The sequence below is a fragment of the Mesorhizobium tianshanense genome, assembly GCF_007830515.1.
Lineage (GTDB): Bacteria > Pseudomonadota > Alphaproteobacteria > Rhizobiales > Rhizobiaceae > Mesorhizobium > Mesorhizobium tianshanense.
This window is the reverse complement of record NZ_VLKT01000043.1, coordinates 1-24,960: the sequence shown is the minus strand read 5'-3', so window position 1 is coordinate 24,960 and position 24,960 is coordinate 1. Positions and strand designations below refer to the sequence as shown.

General features: G+C 63.3%; 23 protein-coding genes, 2 tRNA genes and 2 pseudogenes. 8 read left to right on the top strand and 19 right to left on the bottom strand.

Annotation, left to right across the window (positions count from 1 at the left end):
- Positions 1–25: 25 nt before the first annotated feature.
- The 4 genes and pseudogenes from IQ26_RS27985 to IQ26_RS41835 form a co-directional block, all read right to left on the bottom strand.
- Entirely contained in the window at positions 26–445 is a 420-nt protein-coding gene (locus IQ26_RS27985) for a VOC family protein (protein WP_145721600.1), read from the bottom strand.
- A gap of 114 nt (positions 446–559) precedes the next feature.
- Entirely contained in the window at positions 560–1,393 is an 834-nt protein-coding gene (locus IQ26_RS27980) for a helix-turn-helix domain-containing protein (RefSeq protein ID WP_145721599.1), read from the bottom strand.
- Between the two features lie 99 nt (positions 1,394–1,492).
- Positions 1,493–1,663 (bottom strand): hypothetical protein, encoded by a 171-nt coding sequence (locus IQ26_RS39810; protein ID WP_145721598.1) that lies wholly within the window; start codon positions 1,661–1,663, stop codon positions 1,493–1,495.
- Between the two features lie 51 nt (positions 1,664–1,714).
- Positions 1,715–1,820, bottom strand: a pseudogene (locus tag IQ26_RS41835) (TSUP family transporter); the annotation flags it as partial.
- A 180-nt stretch (positions 1,821–2,000) separates the two neighbouring features.
- Here IQ26_RS41835 and IQ26_RS27970 point away from each other — a divergent pair.
- Positions 2,001–2,432 carry a TerB family tellurite resistance protein gene (locus IQ26_RS27970; RefSeq protein ID WP_145721597.1) on the top strand — a complete coding sequence of 144 codons (432 nt, stop codon included), beginning with the start codon at positions 2,001–2,003 and terminating at the stop codon, positions 2,430–2,432.
- Between the two features lie 15 nt (positions 2,433–2,447).
- Here IQ26_RS27970 and IQ26_RS27965 read toward each other — a convergent pair whose 3' ends face one another.
- The 5 genes from IQ26_RS27965 to IQ26_RS27940 all read right to left on the bottom strand — a co-directional run bounded on the left by IQ26_RS27965 (position 2,448) and on the right by IQ26_RS27940 (position 9,073).
- The gene (locus IQ26_RS27965; RefSeq protein ID WP_145721596.1) at positions 2,448–4,070 is read right to left on the bottom strand and encodes an ABC transporter ATP-binding protein; all 1,623 of its coding nucleotides are present in this window, start codon (positions 4,068–4,070) and stop codon (positions 2,448–2,450) included.
- Positions 4,067–4,936 (bottom strand): ABC transporter permease, encoded by an 870-nt coding sequence (locus IQ26_RS27960; protein WP_145721595.1) that lies wholly within the window; start codon positions 4,934–4,936, stop codon positions 4,067–4,069. Before IQ26_RS27960 ends, IQ26_RS27965 begins: the two co-directional genes overlap by 4 nt.
- On the bottom strand, positions 4,933–5,880 hold the full coding sequence (locus IQ26_RS27955; protein WP_145721594.1) for an ABC transporter permease: 948 nt from the start codon (positions 5,878–5,880) through the stop codon (positions 4,933–4,935). The genes IQ26_RS27960 and IQ26_RS27955 overlap by 4 nt, the downstream gene beginning before the upstream one ends.
- 256 nt (positions 5,881–6,136) lie before the next feature.
- Positions 6,137–7,618, bottom strand: a complete 1,482-nt coding sequence (locus tag IQ26_RS27945) for an ABC transporter substrate-binding protein (protein WP_145721592.1) — start codon at positions 7,616–7,618, stop codon at positions 6,137–6,139.
- Between the two features lie 165 nt (positions 7,619–7,783).
- A complete protein-coding gene (locus IQ26_RS27940; protein WP_145721591.1) occupies positions 7,784–9,073 on the bottom strand; it encodes an acetylornithine deacetylase/succinyl-diaminopimelate desuccinylase family protein in 1,290 nt (429 codons plus the stop codon).
- 208 nt (positions 9,074–9,281) lie between these two features.
- Between IQ26_RS27940 and IQ26_RS27935 the strand changes: the two genes are divergently transcribed.
- Positions 9,282–9,710 (top strand): L,D-transpeptidase, encoded by a 429-nt coding sequence (locus IQ26_RS27935; RefSeq protein WP_145721590.1) that lies wholly within the window; start codon positions 9,282–9,284, stop codon positions 9,708–9,710.
- 138 nt (positions 9,711–9,848) lie between these two features.
- On the opposite strand, the gene IQ26_RS27930 is transcribed toward IQ26_RS27935, so the two are convergent.
- Together IQ26_RS27930 and IQ26_RS27925 are read right to left on the bottom strand one after the other, a co-directional pair.
- Complete coding sequence (locus tag IQ26_RS27930; RefSeq protein ID WP_145721589.1) at positions 9,849–10,514, bottom strand: hypothetical protein; 666 nt, start codon at positions 10,512–10,514, stop codon at positions 9,849–9,851.
- Complete coding sequence (locus IQ26_RS27925; RefSeq protein WP_145721634.1) at positions 10,515–11,918, bottom strand: selenium-binding protein SBP56-related protein; 1,404 nt, start codon at positions 11,916–11,918, stop codon at positions 10,515–10,517.
- A 320-nt stretch (positions 11,919–12,238) separates the two neighbouring features.
- On the opposite strand from IQ26_RS27925, the gene IQ26_RS27920 reads away from it, so the two are divergent.
- The 3 genes from IQ26_RS27920 (at position 12,239) to IQ26_RS27910 (ending at position 16,426) form a co-directional block, all read left to right on the top strand.
- Complete coding sequence (locus tag IQ26_RS27920; RefSeq protein ID WP_145721588.1) at positions 12,239–13,321, top strand: substrate-binding domain-containing protein; 1,083 nt, start codon at positions 12,239–12,241, stop codon at positions 13,319–13,321.
- Positions 13,322–13,398: 77 nt separating this feature from the next.
- A complete protein-coding gene (locus IQ26_RS27915; RefSeq protein ID WP_145721587.1) occupies positions 13,399–15,654 on the top strand; it encodes an ABC transporter permease in 2,256 nt (751 codons plus the stop codon).
- The gene (locus tag IQ26_RS27910; protein ID WP_145721586.1) at positions 15,647–16,426 is read left to right on the top strand and encodes an ATP-binding cassette domain-containing protein; all 780 of its coding nucleotides are present in this window, start codon (positions 15,647–15,649) and stop codon (positions 16,424–16,426) included. The genes IQ26_RS27915 and IQ26_RS27910 overlap by 8 nt, the downstream gene beginning before the upstream one ends.
- Before the next feature lie 231 nt (positions 16,427–16,657).
- On the opposite strand, the gene IQ26_RS27905 is transcribed toward IQ26_RS27910, so the two are convergent.
- From IQ26_RS27905 to IQ26_RS27870, 8 genes are all read right to left on the bottom strand, one after another.
- A complete protein-coding gene (locus IQ26_RS27905) occupies positions 16,658–17,653 on the bottom strand; it encodes a lipid A biosynthesis lauroyl acyltransferase (protein ID WP_145721585.1) in 996 nt (331 codons plus the stop codon).
- Positions 17,654–17,657: 4 nt separating this feature from the next.
- On the bottom strand, positions 17,658–18,686 hold the full coding sequence (locus IQ26_RS27900; RefSeq protein WP_145721584.1) for a zinc-binding dehydrogenase: 1,029 nt from the start codon (positions 18,684–18,686) through the stop codon (positions 17,658–17,660).
- A gap of 35 nt (positions 18,687–18,721) precedes the next feature.
- Positions 18,722–19,993 carry a beta-ketoacyl-ACP synthase gene (locus tag IQ26_RS27895; protein ID WP_145721583.1) on the bottom strand — a complete coding sequence of 424 codons (1,272 nt, stop codon included), beginning with the start codon at positions 19,991–19,993 and terminating at the stop codon, positions 18,722–18,724.
- A 77-nt stretch (positions 19,994–20,070) separates the two neighbouring features.
- A complete protein-coding gene (locus IQ26_RS27890) occupies positions 20,071–21,258 on the bottom strand; it encodes a beta-ketoacyl-ACP synthase (protein ID WP_145721582.1) in 1,188 nt (395 codons plus the stop codon).
- Between the two features lie 171 nt (positions 21,259–21,429).
- Entirely contained in the window at positions 21,430–21,711 is a 282-nt protein-coding gene (locus IQ26_RS27885) for an acyl carrier protein (protein WP_145721581.1), read from the bottom strand.
- 176 nt (positions 21,712–21,887) lie between these two features.
- Complete coding sequence (locus IQ26_RS27880; protein WP_162458094.1) at positions 21,888–23,030, bottom strand: slipin family protein; 1,143 nt, start codon at positions 23,028–23,030, stop codon at positions 21,888–21,890.
- A 369-nt stretch (positions 23,031–23,399) separates the two neighbouring features.
- Positions 23,400–23,468, bottom strand: a tRNA-Leu gene (locus IQ26_RS27875).
- Positions 23,469–23,470: 2 nt separating this feature from the next.
- Positions 23,471–23,540: transfer RNA gene (locus IQ26_RS27870), tRNA-OTHER, on the bottom strand.
- A 255-nt stretch (positions 23,541–23,795) separates the two neighbouring features.
- Here IQ26_RS27870 and IQ26_RS27865 point away from each other — a divergent pair.
- From IQ26_RS27865 to IQ26_RS27855, 3 genes and pseudogenes are all read left to right on the top strand, one after another.
- Positions 23,796–24,050 carry a hypothetical protein gene (locus IQ26_RS27865; protein ID WP_145721580.1) on the top strand — a complete coding sequence of 85 codons (255 nt, stop codon included), beginning with the start codon at positions 23,796–23,798 and terminating at the stop codon, positions 24,048–24,050.
- Positions 24,047–24,490, top strand: coding sequence for an SRPBCC family protein (locus IQ26_RS27860; RefSeq protein WP_145721579.1), 444 nt, complete (start codon positions 24,047–24,049; stop codon positions 24,488–24,490). The genes IQ26_RS27865 and IQ26_RS27860 overlap by 4 nt, the downstream gene beginning before the upstream one ends.
- 281 nt (positions 24,491–24,771) lie before the next feature.
- Positions 24,772–24,960 (top strand): annotated as a pseudogene (locus tag IQ26_RS27855) (IS110 family transposase); the annotation flags it as partial.

The window sequence follows — 24,960 nt, the reverse complement described above, 5'->3', positions numbered from 1 at the left end:
ATCCCGAATGTGCAGCGCTGCCAATTCAGGCCTTTTCACCGGCCTTCGGCCAGTAAGTTCCAAGCGACCAGACGTTGCCTTCCGGATCGCGGCAGATGAACTCGCGGCTGCCATAGTCGCGGTCGGTGAGCTCTTCCAGTATTTCGGCGCCGGCCTTTCTGGCCTTGGCGTAGGCGGCGTCGGCGTCGTCGATGGCGACATAGATCGAGTTGCCGCCGCCGGAACCCGGTGCGCCGACCATCTTGCCGAAAGCGTCATCGCGTGCAGTGCCGAGCATGATGATCGAAGAGCCGAACGCGAGCTCGGCATGGTGCACGACGTCGCCTTCGCCATAGCGGGCGCGGACGCTGAAGCCGAAGGCCTCGCCCAGCCAGTCGATCATCTTGGCGGCGTTCCTGTAGCGCAGTGCCGGATAAAGCCGCGGCGCTTCGATGGTATTGGGCATGACGATCTCCTTCCCTTGGGTTGTTGGATAACCCAGTCTGGGCGAAGGCCGTTTCGGCGTCTTGAAGAAATGTTACCACGCGCCTCATTGGGCGCTCACAGGACGCTCCAGCGCCTATGCCTGGGCGGCAAGCGTCGTCGGCGTTTCGCCGGCAAGATCGCGGAATTCGCGCACCAGATGCGCCTGGTCGGCATAGCCGCAGTCGGCGGCGATATCGGCCCAACCGCATCTATCCTGCCTTGAAAGGCCGAGCGCGCGGTTGAAACGGACGATGCGCGACAGTGTCTTGGGGCCGACGCCGATCGCGTTGGAGAATTTTCCCAAGAGATGTTTGCGGCTCCAGCCCAGCCTGTCGGCGAGCGATGAGACGCGGATGCGGCCGCCCGACACGATGATCCGGTCATAGGCCCAAGCGATTTCGGCCTGCGTTTCCCGGGCCTCGGCCAGACGTGTCGCGACGAACGTCTCGACGATGGCAAAGCGTGCGCTCCAGTCGCGCGCATTGCCAAGTCTTTCGCGCAGCGCGGTGCCTTCAAGTCCGAGCACATCGTCCAGGCCGACCATGCGGTCGGTCAGTTCGCTCATCGGAAGGCCGAAGAAGCGGCGGGCGCCGAGCGGGGTGAAATTGACCTGGACGCAGCAGGCACCGCCGAAGGACTCGATCACCACCGGACCAGCATAGAGGCCGGCGGCGAAACTGCCGAAGCGGTCGTTGTCGCCCGGATTCTTGCCGAGCCCGATGGCGAAGGGTTCGGCAAAGCTGATGACCAGCGGCACGGTCAGCGATGCAAATTCGACGTTGCGGAAACGGCCGGGTGTCGTTTCGCGGTAGCCGCAAATGTCGGTGACCGCGCCTTCAAGCTGAAAGCCTGGCGCGCGCCGCACCATCTCGAACCGACCGGCGACCGAACGGTCCAGTTGATCATGATGCTGCATCTCGACCGGCATTGGCCATCCTTGTGCCCAAGGAGTCTAACAGATCATCCCCCGGAATCAAAAGCGCCCGGCTTGTGGCCGGGCGCTCCGAGTTGCCTGAGATCTGAGTGCTTAAGCGCCGGGCATCAAGCAGCCGACGGCAAGCACGATGTAAGCGATGAGGACGATCCACACCGCGGCAAGTGGAATAAACGCAAGAACGCCGAGAGCGGCGAGAAGGCCGATGACGGCGATAACAACGGATATAATGAAAATAAGCTGTGTAGGCGCACTGAGATTCATGTGTGGCTCCTCCAACATGATTCGTACAACCGCATACTATCAGGCGCACCGTCACACACCAATGAGCGTGCGCAGCGGGTTTGCCGGATCGGCCAGCAACTTGATGGCCAGCGCCACTCAGCAGCGGCTTGATCAGTTTTGCGCCATTGCGGATGGCAGGTAGACGTCCGGCGGGGTGCGGCGCGTCCGATCACCCGTTTGCGCAAGACCGATTCCGCGCTACCTATTCCAAGCGCGTCGCGACGCGCTTGGCTCTTTATTTTTATGCATGTCGTTATCTCAAAACCGCTGCGCACTTTTGAGCGACATGCATTTGACGAAACGGAAAGGGACGCTGATGGCATTTGCTTTGCTGGACCAGATACGTTCGATCTTCGATGGCGACCCCGGCGTGCGCAAGGTTGCGGACGATCCCGTGCTGTCGGCGGAACTGCTCATGCTGTTTCGCATGATCCTGGCCGACGGTTCGGTCAGCGAGAGCGAAATGGTTGCCTTCAGGCGCATCTGCCGGGAAGCCTTCGGCATTCCGGAAGCCAGCATCGAAAGCGTCATCGAATATCTCAACGACTTCGGCTACGAGACCAACAGCTCGCAAGCCATCGCGCAGTTCCGCGACCTCGATGTCGAGCGGCGAAAGCTGCTTGCCCGCCATATGGCCGAGATCGCGAAGGCCGATTCGCAACTTGCCGGGAACGAGATGCAGCTCTTGCGCCGCACGCTCGACCTGCTCGACATCAGACCTGCCGATGTCGTGAAGCCGCAAGGGTAAGCCGGCTCCGACTGTTCATCCCTGTTCCTGCAACCGGCGCGCGATCGCCCTGTGCAAATCGGGCGCCGCGGCGACCAGCGCCTTGGCGGCTTCGGATTGCGGATGGTCGAGAACCTCGCTCGTCCCGCCGCGCTCGACGATCCTGCCGTCATGCATGACCATCACCTGGTCGGTGATGGCACGGGCGACGGTCAGATCGTGGGTGATGAACAGATAGGCGATGCCGAGTTTCTGATTGAGCTCTGCGAACAGGTCGAGGATCTGGGCGCGGATCGAGACATCGAGCGCCGAGACCGGCTCGTCGGCGACGACCAGTCTGGGGCGGGTGATGATGGCGCGGGCGATCGACAGGCGCTGGCGCTGGCCGCCTGAAAATTCATGCGGATATTTGTCCATGTCGCGCGGGCTGAGGCCGACCTCGTGCAAGGCTTTTGCCACCATCTCGCGTCGCTCCGTATTCGTTGGCTTCTTCTCCAGGACATGCAGTGGCTCGGCCACCAGTTTTTCGACCTTCTGACGCGGGTCGAAGGAGCCGTAGGGGTCCTGGAACACCACCTGCATGTCGCGTCGCGCCGGCCTGAGTTCCGCCTCGCTCTTGCCGGTGATGACCTCGCCGCGAAACCGGATCGTTCCCGATGACGGCCCGTCCAGCGCCAGGACCATGCGGGCAAGCGTGGACTTGCCGCAGCCCGAACGCCCGACCAGCGCCACCGACTGGCCGGGATCGACCGAGAACGAGACATCGTCGACGGCGCGGATCGGGGCCGCGCGCTTCAACAGCGACGTGCGACGTCCCGGATAGTCCCGCGTCAAGCTGTCTACCTGAAGCAGCGGTTTGCCTTGGCCGACCTCTTGTGTCTTGGCCCGCGCGGGCACATGCATCGAGGCCTGCGCCAGCTGCCGCGTGTAGGGATGGAACTGTCCGGACAGCGTGCGCGCCGTGTCGCCGGCCTCCATCACTTCGCCATGGCGCAGGATGGTGATGCGATCCGCCATCTCCGTCACCACCGCGAGGTCGTGCGAGATCAAGAGCAGGCCCATGCGGTTTTCCGCAACCAGGTCGCGCAAAAGGTCGAGGATCTGTGCCTGCAACACCACGTCGAGGGCCGTCGTCGGCTCGTCTGCGATCAGCAGCTTCGGTTTCAGCGCACAGGCAATGGCGATGACGACGCGCTGGCGCTGGCCGCCGGAAAGCTCATGCGGATAGCGCGACAGCGGGAATTGTGCCGCCGGCAGGCCGACCCGGTCGAGCATTTTTCGCGCGCGCTCCTCCGCGTCGGCGCGGCTTGCCCTGATGTGCCAGCGGATGCCTTCGGCGACCTGCTCGCCAATGGTCTTGACCGGGTTGAGCGCCGTCATCGGCTCCTGGAACACCATGCCGATGTCGTCGCCGCGCAGCGCGCACATCTGGTCTTCGCTGGCCGCAAGGATGTCGATGCCGTCGAAGGCGATGCGCCCCGTGGCGCGCGCCGCCCAGGGCAGAAGCTGCATCACGGTGAGCGCCGTCATCGACTTGCCGGAGCCGGATTCCCCGACCAGCCCCATCACCTCGCCGGGCGCGACGGAAAGCTCGACACGCTTCAGGATCGGTGTGCCGCCGATCGTCAGCGACAGGTTCTCGATTTCGAGCAGGTTCATCGCTGCCGCCGCGACCGGGGATCGAGGATGTCGGCAATGCCGTCGCCGAGCAGGTTCAGGCCAAGCACGGTGACGGCGATCGCCATGCCCGGAAACAGCGCCATCCACGGCGCCGCCACCATGCGCGTCTGCGCATCGAACAGCATCCGGCCCCAGCTCGGCATTGGTGGCTGTGTGCCAAGCCCGACATAGGAAAGCCCGGCTTCGGCCAGGATGCCCAGCGCGAACTGGATGGTGCCTTGCACCAGCAGCAAAGTGACGATGTTGGGCAGTACATGTTCCAGCGTGATCAGCGTTCTGCCCTTGCCGGCGGCGCGCGCGGCGAGGATGAATTCGCGCGGCCAGATCGCCAGCGCGCCGGCGCGGGCGACGCGGGCGAAGACCGGGATGTTGAAGATGCCGATGGCGATGATGGCGTTGAGCGCGCCCGGCCCGAAGATGGCGGTGATCATGATCGCCGAGAGCAGGGCAGGGAAGGCGAAGACGAGATCGTTCAACCGCATCACCGCTTCGTCGACGATGCCGCCGCGCGCCGCGGCGAAGGCGCCGAGCGGCACGCCGACGCCCATGCCGATGCCGACCGCCACCAGCGCCACGGCGATCGAGTTGCGCGCCCCGACCATGATCATGGAAAGGATGTCGCGGCCGAAATGGTCGGTGCCGAACCAGTGCGTCAGCGAGGGCCCTTGAGTCTTGTCGGCGATGATCAGCCTGGTGACGTCAAATGGCGTCCAGAAGAACGAGATGAGGGCGACGGCCGCCACCAGCGCGGTGATGACGAAGCCGGCGAGGAACGAGCGGTTTCGGAACGCCTTGGCGAGGATGCCGGCAAGGTTTTCCTCTGATATGTCGATGTGCAGCGTCATTGGCGGCTTCTCAGGCGCGGGTCGACGACCGCATAGGAGAGATCGACAAGCAGGTTGACGGCGATGACGGCGGCGACCAGCAGCATGACGACGCTTTCGACCACGATCAGGTCACGCTGGGTGATCGCCTGGAACACCAGCCGGCCAAGACCGGGCAGGTAAAAGATGTTCTCGATGATGATCGTGCCAGCGAGCAGGAAAGCGAACTGCAGGCCGAGAATGGTGAGAACCGGGATCATGGCGTTACGGAGCGCGTGCCGCCACAAGACGGCACGATAGGGCAGGCCCTTGGCGCGGGCGGTGCGAATATAGTCCTCGTGCAGCACCTCGATCAGCGCCGATCGCGTGACGCGGGCAAGGATCGCCGCTTGCGGCAGAGCAAGCGCGACCGCCGGCAGGAGCAGCGACTTCAGCGCCGGCCACACACCCGCGCTCCAACCCGGGAAACCGCCGGCCGGCACCAGCCGCAGCCAGACGGCGAAGAGATAGATCAGCATCAGCGCGAACCAGAAGTTCGGCACGGCGACGCCAAGCTGCGCGGCGCCCATCGCGATCGTGTCGCCGGCCCGCCCGCGCCGGCTGGCGGAAAACAGCCCGACCGGAATGGCAATGACGGTGGACAGGGCAAGCGCGATCAGCGCCAGAGGCAGCGAGACGACGACCCGCTCGCGGACCAGGTCGATGACCGGCACCGAATAGGTGTAGGAACGGCCGAAATCGAGGCTCAGCAAGCCGCCGGCCCAGCGCAGATAGCGCGCGGCAAGGGGCGCGTCGAGGCCCATCTGGTTGCGCAGCAGCTCGACCTGCTCGGCGCTGGCGTTCAGGCCCAGCATCAGCCGCGCCGGGTCGCCGGGAATGATCTCCAGCACGGCGAAGACCACCATGGAGGCCAGGGCCAGCGTGGCGAGAGCGATGGCGAGGCGCTTGAGGAGGTAGGCGGTCATGGCGGGAGGGCCGCTGCGTTGCCTGTCGCAAAGACCGGGCAAAGGTCGCGTTCCCGCCCACCCCCCTCTGTCCTGCCGGACATCTCCCCCGCAAGGGGGGCGATCGGCAGTTTCAGCGCACCGCTCACCCCTGCGATGTCGGTGATTGGCGAAAGCGGAGATGACGGCGCAATCTCCCCCCTTGCGGGGGAGATGTCCGGCAGGACAGAGGGGGGTGGGACGGAGCGCACCCTTCGCCTTTGGCCGGCCAACAGCCTTAATCCGTCCACTTCACCTTGGTCAGGTCGTTGGCCTGGATCGGTGCGTTTTCCCACAGCCCCTCGAGCTTGGCGTCCCAGACGCCGGCTTTCGGCAGTTCGTAGAGGAAACCGACCACGGCATCGTCGGCCAGTATCTTCTGCGCCTCGCCGAGCAGCGTCATGCGCTTGGCCTCATCCGAGGTGAGGTTCAGCCCGGCTATGATCTTGTCGAAGGCCGGATTGTCGTAGTTGAAGTAATAATCCTTGCGCGAATAGATATCGATGTCGTTGGGCTCGGTGTGGGACACGATGGTCAGGTCGTAATCCTTCTTGGTGAACACCTGGTCCAGCCACTGCGCCCATTCCACGGGCACGATTTCCAGCTCGATGCCGACGTCGCGAAGCTGCGAGGCGATGATCTCGCCGCCAAGCCGCGCATAGGGGGGCGGCGGCAGTTTCAGCGTCGCCTTGAAGCCGTTCTCGAAGCCGGCTTCCTTCAGCAGTTCCCTGGCCTTATCCACATTGTGCGGATAGAGGCCGGTGAGGTCGACATAGGCTTTGCTGGCCGGCGACATATGCGAACCGATCGGCACGCCGAGCCCGGCCGAGGCGCCGTCGATGATCGCCTTGCGATCGAGCGCGAAGGAGATCGCCTGCCTGACCTGCAGTTTGTCGAAGGGCGGCTTCTTGCTGTTGATGGAGAGAATGGTCTCGCCCTCGGTCGAGCCGATCACCACCTTGAAGCGGGGGTCGCCCTGGACCTGCGCGACGCTGTCGAGATCGGGGAAGAAGGGAAAGGCCTGGACGTCGCCGGAAAGCAGTGCCGGCACGGCGGCAGCGGCATCGGGAACGATGCGGAACTCCGCCTTGTCGAGGGACACCGGAGCACCCCAGTAAGTGTCCGACTTGACCAGCGTGATCGATGAGCCCTTGGCCCAGTTCTGGAATTTGAACGGGCCGGTGCCGATAGGCTTTTCCTTGTTGGTGTCGGCTGTCTCAGGTGCGACGATCACCGCGTCGCCCCAGCCCATATTGTAGAGGAAGGACCCTTGCGGGTTCTTCAGCGTGATCTTCAACGTCGCCGGATCGACCACCTCGACAGTATCGATGGCGGCGAACAGGCCCTTTTGTGCGTTGACGGAGTCTTCGGCACGGGCGCGGTCGAGCGAGAATTTCACGTCGTCGGCATTGAAGTCAGTGCCGTCATGGAATTTCACGCCGGTGTGCAGCTTGAAGGTGTAGACCTTGCCGTCATCGGAAATGGTCCAGGTTTCGGCCAGATCCGGCAGCACCTCGCCATTCGGGCCGATGCGGGTCAGCCCCTCGAACACGTTGGCGTAAAGCACTTCGTCGATCGCCGCCGCGGCACCCGCGGTCGGATCGAGATGCGGGGGTTCGAGCGTGACGCCGATGACCAGGTCGGTTCGCGCGGCAAACGCCGATGTTCCGGCAGCCAGCGCCAAAGCCGCAGCGGTGAGAATGGTCTTCCACAATTTCATCGTGCAACTCCCGATTTGCTCAAAAAAATGCTCAAAACCCGGTGGATAGAAGCGTGATTTCGCGAAGGAGTAAATTGCGTTTCGTGCTTTCCGGCAGCGCCGGCGGGAATGTTTTTCCGTGAGCCGCGGGATCGGGCGATCTGAGCTTGCCCCGTCGCTGCCGCATTACCGTGCGCCGGCGCCCCTGAGCAGTATGTTGAGCCCGACCGCCATCACCTTGGCCGCGTCAGCCATGTCCGATATCCCGACCCATTCATCGGGCCTGTGGGCGAGGTCGAGAATGCCCGGACCATAAGCGATGCAGTCGTAGATGTGGCCGATGCGGGCAATGTGCTTCTGGTCGTAGGTGCCGGGTGAAATCACGTAGTCGGGCTCGCGGTCGAATATCTCCATGATCCCCTGCGCCACCGCCTTCACCACCGGCGCGTCGCGCTCGGTCATCAGCGGCTGCACCTCCATGAGATCGCGGATCTCATAGTCGAATTTTTTCCGCTCGCGCTTCAGCCGATCGAGGATATCGGTCACTTCGCTCTTGACCGTGCCGAGGTCCTCCTCGAGCAGGAAGCGGCGGTCGATGGTCAGCCGGCAGGAATCGGGAACGTTGGGCGAGGGCAGGCCGGGCCGGAAATCCTCCGTCTGGCCGCCATGGATCGAGTTGATGTTCATGGTCGAGCGCTTTGCCCCTTCGGGCACGACCGGCATACGCGTCATCTTGCGGTCGAGCGCCGGGAACAGTTCGTCCTCGAACGCCTGCAGCACGGCGCCCATATGGCGCACCGCATTGTCGCCGAGGAACGGCATCGAGCCGTGCGCGATCTCGCCCTTGGTTTCGATCTCCGCCCACCACACCCCGCGATGGCCAAGGCAGATGCGGTCCTTGTTCAGCGGCTCGGGGATGATGACGTGGTCGACCTTCGGCTTGGAGAAATAGCCGAGCCTGGCCAGATGGGCGACGCCGCCAAAGCCGCCCGACTCCTCGTCGACCGTGCCCGATATTTCGATGGCGCCGGGAAAGTCGGGGAAGACCTCCATGAACGCCTCGGCGGCGACGATCGAGCAGGCCAGGCCCCCCTTCATGTCGCAGGCGCCGCGCCCATAAACCTTGCCATCCCTTATAATGCCGGCGAAGGGGTCGAGGCTCCAGCCGTCGCCGGCTTCGACCACGTCGATATGCGAGTTGAAATGGACGCAGGCGCCGGGCGAGCGGCCGTCGAAGCGGGCGACGACATTGACGCGGGGGTAGCGGTCGGTGTCGCCGGGCGTGCCTTCGGCGCGGATGAACTCGATTTCAAACCCGCGCTGCTTCAGCCGCGCTCCGACATATTCGGCGCATGGCCGGTAGGCTTCGCCGGGTGGGTTGATGGTCGGAAAGCGGATCAGATCCGCGGTCAGCGCGACCAGATCGTCGACCCGGTCATCGACCGCTTTCAGGAGACGTTCGTTCTTTACGTTCATTCGGCGAATTGAGCAGCCAAAGGTGCGGTTTTGCAAGCCTGTTGGCGGATGTGTCGTTGCGGCAACTATCACGGGAAATCGTTCAAATTTGCTGCTTTGGATTGGTGAATTCGTCAAGGAGTATGTGATTACCTCGTTCACTTGAGATTAAAAAGATGAAAAATAGCGTGAAGGGCAGCAGGCAAGGGGCAATCAGGGGGGTGAACACATGAAAAAAACCGTTCTCATGGCAGCGGCGCTGGCAACGATGCTGTTCGGTTCTTCGGTCGAGGGCTGGGCAGCCAAGCTGGTTGCAAGAATCGACGTGTCATCGCAGACGATGACTGTAAGATACGGTAGTGCGGTTTACCGATGGCCCGTATCCACGGCGCGCAAAGGTTATATCACGCCGCGCGGCAGCTACCGGCCGCAACGGACGGCGCGAATGTGGTATTCGCGCAAATACGACATGTCGCCGATGCCTCATTCGGTGTTCTTCCGCGGCGGCTACGCCATCCACGGCACGGGCGCGGTGAAGTCTCTCGGGCGTCCGGCGTCGCATGGCTGCGTGCGGCTGCACCCCTCCAATGCCGCCGCCTTCTATTCGATGGTGAGGCGAGCCGGCTTCCGCAATACGCGGATCGTCGTGACCAACTAGGGTGTGTTAGATTCAGGCGATGCCGGCCTGCAAACGGCGGGTTCCTGCGCTTCCGGTGCTCACGTACCAAAGTACGCTCCGCTCCGGTTCTCGGAAACCACCGTTTTCGACCCGGCCTGACCTGAATCTCAACACACCCTAGAGCGCGGAAAATACGCCGATCGCCCCGACCAGAACTAGGCTTAGCGCCCAGATCACATCTAGATCAAACCAGCTTTTCGCAAGAAACCTTAATCCCAGCCACCGATAGACGCCGAAGGCCAAAGCGCCGCCCGCAGTGATCATCGCGCCGGTGTGGACCGCTGCCACGCCGATCGAGAGCACTGCAGTTCGTGCAATGAGGGCGGTCGCGGCACGGTGCCCGGCATCCGTTTCAACGATGCCGCACAGGCCGAGGTAGATCGGCACCAGCATCAGGCCGGCGCCATGCGCGACGGCGACCAGAAAGGACCAGAGCGCCAGTCGCGACGGCGGCACGCGCGCCAGAAATCTAGGATGCCGCCGGTTGAAGAGCAGCCAGACTCCGAGCGCGACGACAATTAGACCTGCGCCAACGCGGATCTCGGTTTGCCAATCAACCAGCGCGGTCATCAGCGCGAAGGGCAAGAGGACTACCGTCATGGCGACAAGATGCCCGAACGCCAGCGCCATGAGTGCGCGCGGCAGCGCATAGGCTCGCCGCTCCATCAGGGCGGCCGAGACGGCAAGCGGCCAGCCCATACCCGGGTTTACGCCATGGTAAATCCCGCTGGCGACCACGGCAAGCCAGAGGCCGGCTGTGGTCGAAAGGAGTTCGGGCGACACCTAGACCGATGGGTAGCAGAAACTGTCGGTAGAGCAGTCGCCGCCTTCAAGTCGGATCTGGTGCGTTCGATAGCCTTTGGGGAACTCGACGAAGAAGTTGGTGTCGAGCGTCAGGCCACCATTGGCGCCAACATCGGCCTTCACCATCGCCCCGCCGCGCTCACCGGGATAGAACTGATCGTCCCAGGTCGAATAGAGCGAATTGGTCCAATAGACACGCTTGCCGTCGCGGCTAATCTCGACCATCTGTGGCCCATAGCCGAAGACCTTGCCACAGGGGTGCTTGGTCTTCTTGACGATCCCACCCAGTTCGACCTTGCCCGCCAGAACCGGCTTCATCGGGTCGCTGACATCGTATTGATGCATTTCACCCGTACCCCAACAAGCTACATAGAGATATTTGTCGTCGAGGCTGAGGTCGATGTCGGTGACCAGCGGCGGCACCGCCGAGAAACCCTTTAGAAGATCCGGCAGATCGTCGGCATTGGCCGGTTGAGGCGGAATGGTTGCCGTCTTCTTGGCCTGGAACTTGCCATCTGCGTCGCGCCACCAAGTCCAGATCGAGCCTTCGAGATTGGTGGTATCGACCACAACGCCGCAGAAGCCGTATTGCTGGACTGGATCATGCGCCGGGCGGATTTCGAGCGCCATTTGGTGATTGGCGCCCAGATCGATCGTCTGAATGTTCTTACGCGCACGCAGATCCCAGAAATGCATGCGGTGGCCGTACTTGTTGGACAGTAGATCCTCCGGGACGATGCCGTTTTCGAACTGCGGCGGCAGGGCCCATTCGGAACTGACCATGTAGTCGCGCGGCAGGTTCCACCAGAAATCATAGTGCTTGTCCTGGGCACCGCGATCTATCTCATAGCGGCCAATGACATCGAAGGTCTGGCAATCCATGATGAAAATGCCCGGAGGACCGTCGGTACCGTCCTTGCCGCCGCCGCCGAGGGTCGAGACATAGATGCCCTCGGGTCCGCAGTGGATCGTATGCGGACGAGAATAGCCCGTCTTGGCAAAGACTTCTGCGGGTTCGATGATCTTGTGAATCTTGGCGGCTGTCGGCCCGCCCTTCACATCAATTATGTAGATGCGCGACGAACGCATGCCCGGAATGATCAGATAACGACGCTCCAAAAAGGCGTGGCCAGTCAGTGGTGATAGCGCCGAAGAACACGCATTCCAGCCGAAGTGATGAAACTCATCGCCCTTGTTTGGCATGATCACAGTGTGGACGATCTTGCCGAAATCCGGCGAATTTGGATCGACATTCACCACAGCCAGGCCGTCGGGTTGCGAGAAGTCCGGGCTAAGCATCAACGTGTAGGCCAGAATTTCCGGCGGCCCTTCCATAGCCAGCTTGGGTGACGGATAGAATGTGGGGTCTGGTCGCAGATTCATTGCGGTATCCTCCCTAAGCGTTTGTGAAACTTTATTTTTGTTGCTCTCTGTGTCGCTCCCTTTTGAAATACGGCCCAGGTACGGTTCATGATACACCAAGTCTCCTCGTCTGTCTGACACCGCGTCGCGCTACATCAACGCTAGAAACCGGCGCGCCCGGTCAAAATGACGGAACCGCCGACCAATTCGTCGGTGAAAGTGGGAGCACTATTTACGTGGGCAGGCTTTGGGCAGAAGATACGGCTGGGAGGAAGCATTCGGAAACTCCTGAATAAATGCGCCGAACGGCTTCCTACCGTTGGTTGCAAGGGAGGATAATCATGAAACGTATTTTCTCGCTCGCGGCGTGTGCCGCGGCGTTATCGCTCGGCGTGTCGAACGCCTACGCACAATCGGGGGGCGTCGATAAGGCGGTCGGCGGCTACAACTTCGAAGATGCCGCAAAGGAGGCCCCCGGTACCAAGGACTTCCATTCGGCCGATGGTCACCTCACTTTCGCTATCGTGACACACACTGCCGGCAATGGCTTCTTCGATCCGGTCTACGTCGGTGCGACCGTCGCCGGCAACCTGATCGGCGCCAAGGTCCTGCTGCTCGGCTCGGAATCGCCGACCGACGACCCTGCCCGCGAGATCGAAATCCTGAACCAGATCGTGCAGGATCCGACGATCGACGGGCTGATCATGACAACGCCCCAGGTCGGCGCCTATAACGACATCGTCAAGGCCGCCGAGGCGAAGGGCATACCGGTCGCCACGACCAATTCCTTTGACGGCACGATCCTCAACCGCAGCGGCATCGGCCACACCGGCCAGGACGCCTCCGCTGCCGCAATCGCCGGCGAGGCACTCGTCAAGTGCCTCGCGGACAAGGGTATCGAGAAGGGTTCGATCGTCCTGCCGTCGTCGACCGCAATGGGCAACATCGAGGTGAACAATCGCGTCACTTCGGCTTTCAACGCCATCGTCAAGGGCTTGAAGGATGCCGGCAAGCTTGATGCCTTCAAGGTCGACGCGGGTCCGGAGAACACCGGTATCGACACCAATCCGAATGACCCGGTGAACGGCATCGTGACGCTGTTCGAATCGCGCGGCGACGTCGTTGGCGCCTTCGCCGGCAACAACGTGTTCACGCCGGCGCTTGCCAAGGCCGTCGCTCAGACCGGAATGACCGGCAAGATCTGCGCCTACGGTTTCGACCTCGGCCCGGCCCAGCAGGATGCGATGAAGAGCGGCGATCTGACCGGCGCGCTCGGCCAGCAGCCCTTCTTGCAGGGTTTCTGGCCGGTCATGCAGCTCTATCTGGAGATCGATCGCGGCATCGCGGCGGCCAACCTCGACACACGCGCCCAACTCGTGACGAAGGAGACCGTCGAGGACGTCGGCAAGCGCTTCGAGAACTGAGTCCGCTCGGAACGTCCGAAATCACTGCGGGAGGGCGCAGGCTCTCCCGCAACGACGGCAACAACCAGAGGGGACCCATGGCGCCCACCGCGACCACATCGCTCGGCCGTGCGCCGTCCCAGATTGTCGGCGGCTGGGAGGTGGGGCTCGTTGCCTTGCTTTTGCTGCTCTATCTCGGCGGCGCTCTCGTCAATCCCGCGTTCTTCGGGTCAACAGGAGCGTTTCACTCGCTGCTCCGCGACACCTCGCGGGTTGCCATCATCGCGGTCGGAGTGACCTTCGTCATCGTCAACAAGGACCTCGATCTTTCGGTCGGTTCCACTTACGGCATGGTTGCCGTCGTCTTCGCCAGGCTGTTCGCGCCAAGCTTCCTTGACCTTGGCGTCGTCCCCTCGGTGATCCTTTGCCTGCTGCTCGGCGTGTTGATCGGTCTCGTCAATGGCGTGCTCGTCACCATCCTGAAGGTGCCGGCGTTCATCGCCACGCTTACCGTCCTCTTCATCGGCCGCGGCTTCGTGCTGGCGCTGACCCACGGCCAGTCGATCTACTATCCCGCCAAGGCGACCGGCTATCCGCTTTTTTTTCACCTCGGCGAGACTAACCTCCTCGGGTTCAACAACCAGATCGTGATCTTCGTCGTTGTCGCCGTGATCGGTGCCTATGTGCTCGCCAAGACGCGCTGGGGCTACGAGACCTTCGCCACCGGCGGCAACGAGCAGGCGGCGTCGTATGCCGGCATCCCGACCAACTGGGTGCGCATTCGAGCCTACCTGATCTCCTCGCTCTGCGCGGCGCTAGCCGGCTTGATGTCGGCTGCCCAGGACAAGGGCGTGACGCCCCTCTACGGCGTCAGCAGTGAGCTGATCGTCATCGCCGCCGTGATCATCGGCGGCGCCTCGATCCTCGGCGGCCGCGGCCGTGTCGCCGGATCCTGCCTTGGCGCCCTGCTGGTGGTGCTGCTCGACAAGGTGCTGCGCGAGGGCTGGCCGATCACGCGCGTCATCAAGATCGGCGACGAGGAGATCACGGTCAACGCCGTCTTCTCGCTGCCGGTCGGCGCGGTGCCGGTGTTCCTTGGGCTGCTGCTCGTCGTCGCGGTGCTTATCGAGCCCTATCTCATCCGCCGCCAGGTGGCGGGGCGCCTCTGGGCCTGGCTCCGCGGCCGGCCGCCGCCACCGGCCTATGAGATCGGCGGCATCGCGATCGAGGGGGTGCAGACCAAGGGCGCGATGGCGACCGACATGGCGCTGTCGGCCACCGGGTTCGGCAAGTTCCTCGCCCGGCGCGACGCGCTCGCCATCATCCTGACCGTGTTCCTGTGGCTGACCGGCCTCGCGCTCCGGCCGGACTACTGGTGGAACCTGTCCAACAGCTTCGCGATCTTGCTCAACTACACCGAGCTTGCGCTGATCACCATCGGGCTCACCTACGTCATCGCCGCCGGCGATATCGACCTCTCCGTCGGGGCGGTGCTCGCCCTCGCCGGCAGCACCGCCGCCTATTTCCTCAAGGTCCTCGGCGCCGACCCCGTGACCGCCGTGGCGATGGGCCTGCTCGCGGGCATGTGCGCCGGCCTCGTCAACGCGATCGTCACCGTCGGCTTCAAGCTGCCGGCCTTCATCGCCACGCTCGGCATGTTCTACATCGCCCGCGGCCTCGCCGCCTGGTTCGTCGCCGGGCAGCAGCTCACCGGCTGGCCCGAGGGCTACAACCTGCTTGGCCGCAAGGTGAACGATATCCTGCTGCACTACCGCATCTCGCTGCCGGACGGGCTGCTGCGCTCGATCGCCGAGGTGGTAAGCGTACAGACCATGTGGATGCTGCTCGTCGCCCTCATTGCCGGCGTCGTGCTCGCCTACATGCCGTTCGGGCAGAAGGTCTATGCGACCGGTGGCAACATTCGCGCCGCCGCTTATGCCGGGATCAACACCAACCGGGTACGGTTCCTCGCGCTCATGCTGGCGGCGCTCTGCGCGACAATGGCCGGGATCATCAACGTTGCCTACTTCCGCAGCTTCAACCCGGTGGCCGGCCAGTTTCGCGAGCTCGACGCCATCGCCTCGGTGATCATCGGCGGCGGTTCGATCTTCGGCGGCTACGGCACCGTGATCGGGGCGCTCGCCGGGGCGGCGGTGATCACCCTGATCCGGGCGCTGCTGCAGCTCAACGTCCAGGGCTTCGCCATGCCGCAGCACTGGATCAACGTCTTCATCGGCGGCATCCTGATCGTGGCGGTGCTGATCGACATCTGGGTGCGCCAGGCCAACATCTTCGGCCGCCTGCGGGCACGCCTCGCGCGGCGCACAAGGACGGCGGAAACCACTCATGCGTGACGCGACCAAACCTGCACCGATCGTAGAAATGCGGGGCATCGAAAAAGCCTTCGGTGCGGTGCAGGCGCTCCGCAACGTCGACCTCGTGCTCTATCCCGGCGAGATCCTGGGCCTCGTCGGCGACAACTCGGCCGGCAAGTCGACGCTGATGAAGATCCTGACCGGCGCCTACCAGCGCGACGCCGGCGAGATCTTCGTCGCCGGGCAGCCGGTGCACTTCAAGAGCCCGCACGAAAGCCGCGACGCCGGCATCGAGATGATCTACCAGGATTTCGCTCTTTGCGGGAATATGGATGTCGGCCAGAACATCTTTCTTGGCCGTTGGCCGCGCAAGGGCCTTTTCGTCAATCGGCGGAAGATGTACGCGGAAGCCGACAGCGTGCTGAAGCGGCTGAAGGTCGACGTGAATTCCGTCTATCAAAAGGTCGAGAGCCTGTCGGGCGGCCGCCAGCAGTCCGTGGCGATTGCCCGTGCTATCTCCTTCCAGCCGCGCGTGGTGATACTCGACGAGCCGACCGCCAATCTCTCGGTGATGGCGACCGAGCGGCTGCTCGAAACCATGCTGGAACTGAAAAAGCAGGGCGTTGCCCAGATCATCATCTCCCACCGCCTCGTTGACATCTTCGCTGTGGGGGACCGCGTGATGGTGCTAAAGCGCGGCGAGAACGTCGGCGATCGCTACGTCAGGAACACCGACGAGCATGAGGTCCTGGAGATCATCGTCTCCGGCACGCGAGAGCACGCACTTACGGCCGATGAGGCAAGGCCTTGACCGATCAGGATCACTTTTCTCCAGGCGTGGCTGTCTAACAGCCCTTTCATGAAACTTACGGCGCCGAAAAGACCGAAACTTGAGGCGAGGCGTCAGGCGGCTATCGAGCGGTCGATGGGCAAAACAAAAAACCCGCCTCGGCGGGCGGGTCGTTGGCGCAAATCAGCACCATGCCTAAATCACTAGCATAATTGCCGGCACAAAGCAAGAACAAACTTGCCCGGCTTTTGCTCAGGTGGCCTCGCCGCGCGGTCTCGCGTGGCGACGCCTTCGGCGCCGACCGGTCATTTCCCACCTTTTGTGGAACCACATCCACTGGCCGGGATCCTCGCGCACCCAGCGCTCGACCATGTCGTTGAGAAGCTGGGTGGTGGCGCGGACGTCGACACTGCCGTCTGCGGTGCGGGGCAAGGTCAGCTTGTCCTCGATCTCCAGCCGGAAGCGGTTGCCCGGCAGGCGCATGCAGCGCGCCGGATAGACGTCGCAGTCATAGTGCCGCGCCAGCGTGCCCAGGACCCGGTTGCTCTCGCATGGGCGGCCGAAGAAGGTCGTTTCGAGCCCGCCCGAGAATTTCTGGTCGACCAGCACGCCGATATTGCCGCCGTTTTCCAGGATGGCCGCCAGCGCGAATGACGCGCCGGTCGAGGAGGGTAGAAGCGAACCCATGGTCGAGCGGCGCGTCGAGAGGATGTAGTCGGCAAGGTAAGGGTTGTTGGGCGGGCGAAACAGCGCCGTGATGTTCATGCCGAAAGTGGCTGCCGCCACCGGGAGCAGCTCGAAATTGCCGAGATGCCCGGTGAAGATGATATGCGGCTTTTGCTCGCGGGCGATCTCGACGAAATGATCGACGCCGCGAACCTCGACGCGGCCGGGTTTTGTCGCGGCGGGATCGTAGTCGAACAGGGCGTCGAGAAAGATGTATTCCGCGGCGAGGCGAGCCATGTTGCCCCACATGTCGGACGCGATGGCCTGGATCTCCCTGTCGCTCTTCTGGGGATAGGCCTTGCGCAGATTGGCGACGGCGACGTTGTGGCGCCCAATCCACGGACCAATGCGGCGGGCGGCGCGGTCGGCGAAATTGAGCGCCCTGTCGACCGGCAGCAGACGCAGCACCCAGATCATCGTCATCGCGGCGCGCGCAAGCAGCCAGTAGTTGAACTGGCGGAGCCGCCTGCCGTGGCGGAACGCCAGGTCCCTGCGGAGCTTCCTGAAGGCGTTGCCGAGCAAGGATCTAGCCGACGCGCAGGATGATCTTGCCGAACACGTCGCGGCCTTCCATGCGCTTCAGCGCGGCGTCGATGCCGTCGAAGCCGACTTCGGTGTCGATAACCGGAGAAACCAGCCCCGCCGCCATCTTCTGCATGGCGTCGGCCATGTTTTGCATGCGGCAGCCGAAGGAGCCGAGCAGCTTCAACTGCTGCTGGAACAGTTGCATCAAATTGATCTGTGTCGACACGCCCGAGGTCGAGCCGCAGGTGACCAGGCGGCCACCGCGTTTCAGGCACAGCATCGAGGCGGCAAAAGTGTCGGCGCCGACATGCTCGAAGACGACGTCGACGCCCTTCTTCTTCGTCAGCTTGCGCACGACGCCTTCGAAACGGTCCTCGCGATAGTTGATGACATGGTCGGCGCCAAGCGCCTTCGCCTTGTCGATCTTGTCGTTCGAGCCGACCGTGGTGATCACGGTGCAGCCCATTTTCATGGCGAGCTGGATCGCGGCGGAGCCGATGCCCGAGCCGCCGGCATGGATGAGGATCGTTTCGCCGGGCTGCAGCCTGGCATTGTCGAACAGCATGTGTTCGACCGTGCCGAAGGTGACGGGCGCGACGGCAGCGCCGATGTCGGTCACCCCGGGCGGGGCAGGGACCAGCAGGCGCGCCGGCAGGTTTATCTTCTCTTGCGCGAAGCCGTCGAGATGGAAGCCGTGAACGCCCGAAACATGCTCGCAGAGATTGTCGCGGCCTTCGCGGCAGGCACGGCAAAGTCCGCAGGTGCGCGCGCCATAGATCGACACCAATTGTCCGGGTACGAGGCTGGAGACGCCGGGGCCGACCGCCTCGACCTCGCCGGAGGCTTCGGCGCCGACGACCAGCGGCAGCTTGCGCTTGGCGAAGGCCATGCCGCGCCAGCCCCAGACGTCGATATGGTTGAGCGCCACGGCCTTGATGCGCAGCGTCACTTCGCCAAGCGAAGGCTGCGGCGGAGGCGGCAGGTCCACCGTTTCAAGGCGGCGGTCCTCGATAAGTTGCAATGCGCGCATGGAGCCTGTCGGTTCTGTTGTCGGAAAAGGGTCGCTTAGACCGGTTCCCGCGCCATGACAAGGCAGGTGTTCTGGCCACCGAAGCCGAAGGAGTTCGACAAAACGGTGCCGACCTCGGCGTTGCGCTTCTTGTTCGGCACCACGTCGAGCACCATCGCCGGATCGGGATTGTCGTAATTGATCGTCGGCGGGATGACGCTTTCGCGCATGGTCATCAGCGAGAACGCAGCCTCGACCGCGCCGGCCGCCGACAGCGTGTGGCCGATCATCGACTTGTTCGACGAGATCGGCATCGAGCCGATCCGCTCGCCGAACACGGTCGACAACGACAGATGCTCCATCTTGTCGTTTTCCGGCGTCGAGGTGCCATGGGCGTTGACATAGTCGATCTCGCCTTCGCTCAGGCCCGCATCGGCCAAGGCGGCGCGAACGGCGGCGATCGCCGGCGAACCGTCCGGCTTGGAGCGGGTGCGATGGAAGTCGTCGGCCTTCTCGCCGCAGCCGCGCAGGATGCCGAGAACGGTCGCGCCGCGGGCCAGTGCGGCCTCCAGCGATTCCAGCACAAGCGCGCCCGAGCCCTCGGCCAGCACGAAGCCGTCGCGATCCTTGGAGAACGGTTTGGATGCCTTTTCGGGGATGTCGTTATGCGTGGAGAGCGCCGAAAGCAGCGAGAAACGGATCAGCGCCTCGGCGGTCGCGGAACCGTCGGCGCCGATCGACAGCGCCCGGTCGCATTCGCCGCGGCGGATCGCCTCGACGCCGAGCTGGATCGAGGTGGCGCCCGAGGCGCAGGCGGTCGACAGCGTGATCGGCAGGCCGCGGGTGCCGAAACGGTCGGCCAGCCGGTCGGCGATCGAACCGAACTGGGTGGTCTCGAAAATATCGAGCTCCTTCAAGCCCCGCGCCACGCGAAGCAGCCTTTCGGCGCCGATGTTGTCCTTGTCGGAATTGTAGAGCGAAAAGCGCTCGCTCCAGTCGAGTTCGACCGGCGGCGAAGCAAGGAAAAGCGGCCCGCCGAAATCGCCCGAATTAAGACCCGCTTCCGCTATCGCTTCCTGTGCGGCGATCTCGGCGAGGTCGTAAGTAAGGAGGCTGGCGCCCTTCGAACTCGACGGCAGGAAATCGACCATGCCGGAGATGCGGGTGTTCAGATGATCGACCGGAAAGCGGGTGATCGGATGGATGCCGGATTTGCCGGCGGTCAGCGCCGCCCAATTGTCGGCCTTGCCGACGCCCAGCGACGTTACCACGCCGATGCCGGTGACGGCGACGATCGGCCTGCCCATGTGATCGTTCAGATTGGCCATGTTGTTGTCCTGAGACCCTCGACCGTTTCCTTGAGTTGGAGCATCGGATTCGTCCGAAACCGCTTCGCCCTGATATTTTAGGCAGCGTTGACCAACGCCACGCCCTCGAATTGGTGATAGCCGATCGCCGTTGCAAGGACAGTCCTGGGAATGCCGTTGAACGGCTTCTCGTTGGCGGCGTCAAAAACGGGGTAGGCGGCCTTGTGTTCGACAGCCAGCGCCGCTAGCGCCACGGCGAAGGGAAACTGCGCTTCCTTCATGTGGCCGGTCAGCGTCGAAAAGCCGCGTGCGGCAATCGCCGGATTGGCGTCGAGCGCCGATTTCTCGGCGGCAGTGGCGGCATGCGCACCTGAAGCGCCCGAAATCGCCAGCAACTCGCCGTTCGGCAATGCCGCCTGCCTGAGCAGCGCTGCAATCCCGGCATCGAGCTCGCCCTGCCGCCGTCTGGCGCGTCCGGATAAGACCGGGCCGAGCTCGGCATAGATCTTTCGGCCGCGGCTGATCGCGTGTTCGCGCTGTTCCAGGACGAGAAACGCGCCGCCGGATCCGGTCACCACGCCGCCGCCTTCGGCGCCCTGTCTCTGCCAGACCGGCTTCCAGGGGCCGCGATGCAGGTAGCCGGCCAGCTCATAGCCAAGCAGCATGTCGGAATGTTCGGTCTGGAAGGCGCCGCCGACCAGTATGTGCGTCGACTGACCGGAACGGATACGCGCGGCGGCTGTCTCGACGGCGGCGACGCCCGCACCTTCCTCGCCCATGAAGGTGCGCGACGATCCCGTCACCTTGTGGACGATCGAGATGTTGCCGGCGAGCAGGTTGGAAAGTTGCGCCAGAAACAGCGTTGGGCGCAATTCGGTGGTCAGTTTCTCGTTGAGCAGCACGTCGCGGTCGTTGCGGCTTTCGGACGCTGCGAGAATGTCGGCGTCGACCGTCTCGTCGCGCTCGCCGCCGCCGGCAGCCACCACCATGTCCATGGTCGTGCAGAGTTCGTCGTTGCCCTTGATGCCGGCGTCGTCCAGCGCCATGCCGGCGGCATAGGTGCCGAGCCTCTGCCAGGTTTCCATCTGCCGCTGGTCGCCGCGCTTGGCGATCTGCAGGTTCCAGTCGATCTCCGGCAGCGGGTGAACGGTGTATGGCGGGAAGCGCGCGGCGTCGAGCACGGGTTCCAGGCCCGGCTGGACGAGCTTGCGCCAATGCGCATCCGGACCTTCTCCCAGCGAAGAGACGAGGCCGATGCCTGTGATGACGACGTGGTGGGGGCTCATGGGCGGCTATTGTGGGGGCGGCTGTTGTGGCTCAGGCGACTACAGCGCCGCGCATTCTTTTGGACGCGCAAAGGACGCTGTTGCATTTTTGATCCTGCGCATGATCCCCAGAGAAAATCGATTTTCGGGATCACGCGGCAAGACGCGTCAAGGTCGCGCGCTTGAGCCATTTCAGGCGCTCTTGGCCGCGACCAGAGCGTCGATCTTGGCGCACAGGTTCTTCATGACGAAGTAATCGTCGGTCGAGGCCTTGCCGTCATTGACCTCTTGCGTCCACTTTTCCAGCGGCACCTTGATGCCGAATTCCTTGTCGATGGCAAAGACGATGTCGAGGAAGTCGAGGCTGTCGATGCCGAGATCGTCGATGGTGTGGCTTTCAGGGGTGATCGTGTCGATATCGATCTCACTGGTGTCGGCGATGATCTTGGCGACTTTGTCGAACGTGGTGGACAACGGCTTTTCCTTCGGGTTGCGGGCGGAATCTGTCCGCATGTGGCTGGGCGCTGTCTAATCGGTTTTTCCGGGCAGGAAAAGGCCTGATGCGCCGGGCGCAGATGGGATGCCTGCCTGGCGAACGCAAGAAGGGCCGCCGGTTGGCCCGGCGGCCCTTCCCACGATGTCGCTTCAGCTCAGCTCTCGCGGAGCTTGACCAGGTCGTTCAGCAGCCCGCCCGTTCCGTTATGGACGGTCAGCCGCTCGACCTTGCCGGCGATGGTTTCCAGAGCTTCGAGCTCCTTCAGCCGCAGCATCACCGGGTTCTCGGCCATCACCTTGGCCGTGTTGAGCAGCGAACGCGTGGCGTTCGTCTCCTCACGGCGGCGGATGACGTTGGCCTCGGCCTGCTTCTCGGCCGACACCACCTGGTTGAGGATCTCGCGCATCTCGCCCGGCAGGATGACATCCTTGAGGGTGATATCGCTGACCTCGATGCCGATCTCGGCCATGTCGGCGCGGACTTTCCCGGCGGCTTCCTCGTCGATCGTCACCTTCTTCTCGAGGATCTGGTCGAGCGTCAGCGCGCCGAGCGTCTTGCGGAAGGCGTATTGCAGGGCGCGGTAGAGGGCTTCGGCGAAGTCCTTCACAGCGCTCACCGCCTGAACCGGGTCGACGACACGGTATTCGGCGGCGATGTTGACGCGGATCGTGACACGATCCTTGGTCAGCACTTCCTGCCCGGCGACGTCGAGCGACTGGCGCTTGAGGTCGACGACCTTGATCTGCACCATGCGCCCGACGTTCCAGAACCCGTGCACGCCCGCCGTCAGCGTCCGCACAAGGGCGCCGTCGACGAAGAGCAGTCCGGCCTGCCCGTCCACGACCGGATGGACGGACATCAGCTCCGCCTTTCGGGCCTGGCCGAGCCGGCGCATGACGGCCGGATCGATCGCGAGATCGGTGGCGGTGTCGATCACGGTCACCGTCCACGGCCCGGCGTCCGTCCACAGGACGAGCTTGTGGTCCGGCGCCAGAACGGCATGGAGGCTGCCGTCACGCTCGATGACGGCGACTTCCGTGCGCCCGGTGCGAACGACGGTGAAATGACGCGCGGCCACGTCCGGGAGCTTGTCGAACAACGCCTTCTCGTACGCCGAAACAAATTCCGGGTTCTTCAGATCATGCCGCGACACGTCAAGGCTCTGGCGCCGGTTGGCGAGCCAATGCTCGCCCGGCACCAGAACAGCCTTGATCTCACCCTTGTAGAGGGTGATGGCACGTTCGTTTTCCTTTACGAGGACGCGCTCGCGCCCAAGAACCTTATCGAGAACAGTCATTGTCGTTACTCCTGTCGGGCATGGCCCCATGCGAGGCGTCAAGTCATGCGTCGATCATCCTTTCGCTTCTCGTTTCACGTCGTCTCACTTCACGTTCCGGGCACGAATGATCCGGGGACCGGTGACATCCGCCCATGGCGGGCCTTCGGGAGCGGATCGCGAGGCAGCAAAGCGGGCGCCGGAGGCCTTGGCCTCCCTTGCCGGCGATGCTGCGCCTTGATCGTCACCGCGGGCCTGGCCGCGAGCCGATGGCGAAAAACCCTTCGATCCGGCCCGCGCCCGCAGGTTTGGGTCGTCCGTCAGGTCTTTCGCATTCCAGTCCCCGGACCGTTTTTCAGATAACACCTGGCAGGGTGTTGGCTTTTCAGGCCAAAGGAGAAGGATTTGAACCTTCGACAATCAGACCCTAAATCTGATGCTCTACCAAACTGAGCTATCCGTGGTGGGTGGAAGGAATTGAACCTCCGGCCTCCGGACCCAAATCCGGCGCTCTTCCGCTGAGCTACACCCCAATCCCAATCTCCGAAACGGCGCCGTACACAGGACGGCAATGCTGCCTGCGCGGGCGGAGACGAAAGCTCCAACCGTTGTGCTCGCTTCGGTTTTCGTGACCGGGAGCGCGCCTATAGCCCCTGCGACGGGTTGTCGCAAGCGGCATTGTCGTGGCTGAATCGCGGCTTCTTTCAGCGGTGGTATTTCGGCAACACACATGACCGCTGCCGGCGAACGCTTGATTGTACCAATGTACCATGGTAGCGCTTTGCTATGACCATAGAACGCGTGCAGACCGGGGTGCGTCTGGAAAAACGACTGGTAAAGGTACTCAAGGCCCTGGCCGAGCATCGCGACATGAGCCTGGGTGACCTCATCGAGGGCGTCGTGCTGCATGCTTTCGAAGGCCGGACGCCGTTTTCCCCCGCGACCCTGGAAACAATCGGCCAGTTGAAGCGCATCTACGGGCTGGAGCTTGGCGCGGCGGACAGCCACCGTCTGGCGGAAACCGGCGGGGAGGGCGGATGACGCATCATCTCGAGCGCAGCCACGGCATCGTGCTTTCGGGACCGGTCGACCGCGTCTTCCCGCTGTTCACGCCGATCGGCGAGACGCTGTGGGTGGACGGCTGGAACCCGGAGTTTCTGCATCCGCAGGACGGGGAGACGCGCCAGGGCATGGTCTTCCGGACCGCCCATGGTGATGAGGTCACGCTGTGGGCCTGCACGGTCTGGGACCCCGTGGCGCATCGTGTTCGCTATGTCCGGGTTACGCCGGATTCGCGCTTCGGACTTGTCGAAGTGGCCTGCCGCCCAACCGCCGACGGCCGCACCGAGGCGTCGATTGCCTACACCTTCACTGCCCTGAGCACGGCAGGAAGATCGTATCTGTCCGAGCTGACGGAGGATGCGTTCGCGCACATGATCGAGGGATGGAGGGTCCGCATCGACGCCTGGCTGCAAGTGTGAAATCTAGCGCCAACCACCTTAACCAACTGCCGCTAAGGGTGGAACTTACCCTTTCGCTCCATCTTTCGGAACAGCGCGGTCACGCCGGAAGCTGTCCTTACCGAGTTGATCTCGAAGTGTCGCGTTTGGGCCGGAGAACGAACATGACGTAATCGCGGGAGCGGTGGCCACCAAAGCTGTGGCGGCGATGTTCGGAGCTCTAGCCGGCTGGCTGTCCCCCGCTAGGATGAAGAACGGGCTCACGATGGACACCGGGCCCAGGCATCGAACGGAGGACAGCCATGAAGCAGTATATCGGTCTCGACGTATCCATAAAAGAGACGGCAATTTCGATCCGGCAGGACGGCAAGAGGATTTGGCGGGGCAAGTGCGCGTCCGACCCGCAACTGCTCGCGGCGGTGATCCGCAAGCGCGCACCGTATGCCTGGCGGGTCGTGTTCGAGACGGGGCCGCTGTCGGTGTGGTTCTAC

Coding starts and splice junctions, on each gene's coding strand:
- IQ26_RS27985 (WP_145721600.1), bottom strand. CDS start 445: ATGCCCAATACCATCGAAGCGCCGCGGCTTTATCCGGCACTGCGCTAC.
- IQ26_RS27980 (WP_145721599.1), bottom strand. CDS start 1,393: ATGCCGGTCGAGATGCAGCATCATGATCAACTGGACCGTTCGGTCGCC.
- IQ26_RS39810 (WP_145721598.1), bottom strand. CDS start 1,663: ATGAATCTCAGTGCGCCTACACAGCTTATTTTCATTATATCCGTTGTT.
- IQ26_RS27970 (WP_145721597.1), top strand. CDS start 2,001: ATGGCATTTGCTTTGCTGGACCAGATACGTTCGATCTTCGATGGCGAC.
- IQ26_RS27965 (WP_145721596.1), bottom strand. CDS start 4,070: ATGAACCTGCTCGAAATCGAGAACCTGTCGCTGACGATCGGCGGCACA.
- IQ26_RS27960 (WP_145721595.1), bottom strand. CDS start 4,936: ATGACGCTGCACATCGACATATCAGAGGAAAACCTTGCCGGCATCCTC.
- IQ26_RS27955 (WP_145721594.1), bottom strand. CDS start 5,880: ATGACCGCCTACCTCCTCAAGCGCCTCGCCATCGCTCTCGCCACGCTG.
- IQ26_RS27945 (WP_145721592.1), bottom strand. CDS start 7,618: ATGAAATTGTGGAAGACCATTCTCACCGCTGCGGCTTTGGCGCTGGCT.
- IQ26_RS27940 (WP_145721591.1), bottom strand. CDS start 9,073: ATGAACGTAAAGAACGAACGTCTCCTGAAAGCGGTCGATGACCGGGTC.
- IQ26_RS27935 (WP_145721590.1), top strand. CDS start 9,282: ATGAAAAAAACCGTTCTCATGGCAGCGGCGCTGGCAACGATGCTGTTC.
- IQ26_RS27925 (WP_145721634.1), bottom strand. CDS start 11,918: ATGAATCTGCGACCAGACCCCACATTCTATCCGTCACCCAAGCTGGCT.
- IQ26_RS27920 (WP_145721588.1), top strand. CDS start 12,239: ATGAAACGTATTTTCTCGCTCGCGGCGTGTGCCGCGGCGTTATCGCTC.
- IQ26_RS27915 (WP_145721587.1), top strand. CDS start 13,399: ATGGCGCCCACCGCGACCACATCGCTCGGCCGTGCGCCGTCCCAGATT.
- IQ26_RS27910 (WP_145721586.1), top strand. CDS start 15,647: ATGCGTGACGCGACCAAACCTGCACCGATCGTAGAAATGCGGGGCATC.
- IQ26_RS27900 (WP_145721584.1), bottom strand. CDS start 18,686: ATGCGCGCATTGCAACTTATCGAGGACCGCCGCCTTGAAACGGTGGAC.
- IQ26_RS27895 (WP_145721583.1), bottom strand. CDS start 19,993: ATGGCCAATCTGAACGATCACATGGGCAGGCCGATCGTCGCCGTCACC.
- IQ26_RS27890 (WP_145721582.1), bottom strand. CDS start 21,258: ATGAGCCCCCACCACGTCGTCATCACAGGCATCGGCCTCGTCTCTTCG.
- IQ26_RS27880 (WP_162458094.1), bottom strand. CDS start 23,030: ATGACTGTTCTCGATAAGGTTCTTGGGCGCGAGCGCGTCCTCGTAAAG.
- IQ26_RS27865 (WP_145721580.1), top strand. CDS start 23,796: ATGACCATAGAACGCGTGCAGACCGGGGTGCGTCTGGAAAAACGACTG.
- IQ26_RS27860 (WP_145721579.1), top strand. CDS start 24,047: ATGACGCATCATCTCGAGCGCAGCCACGGCATCGTGCTTTCGGGACCG.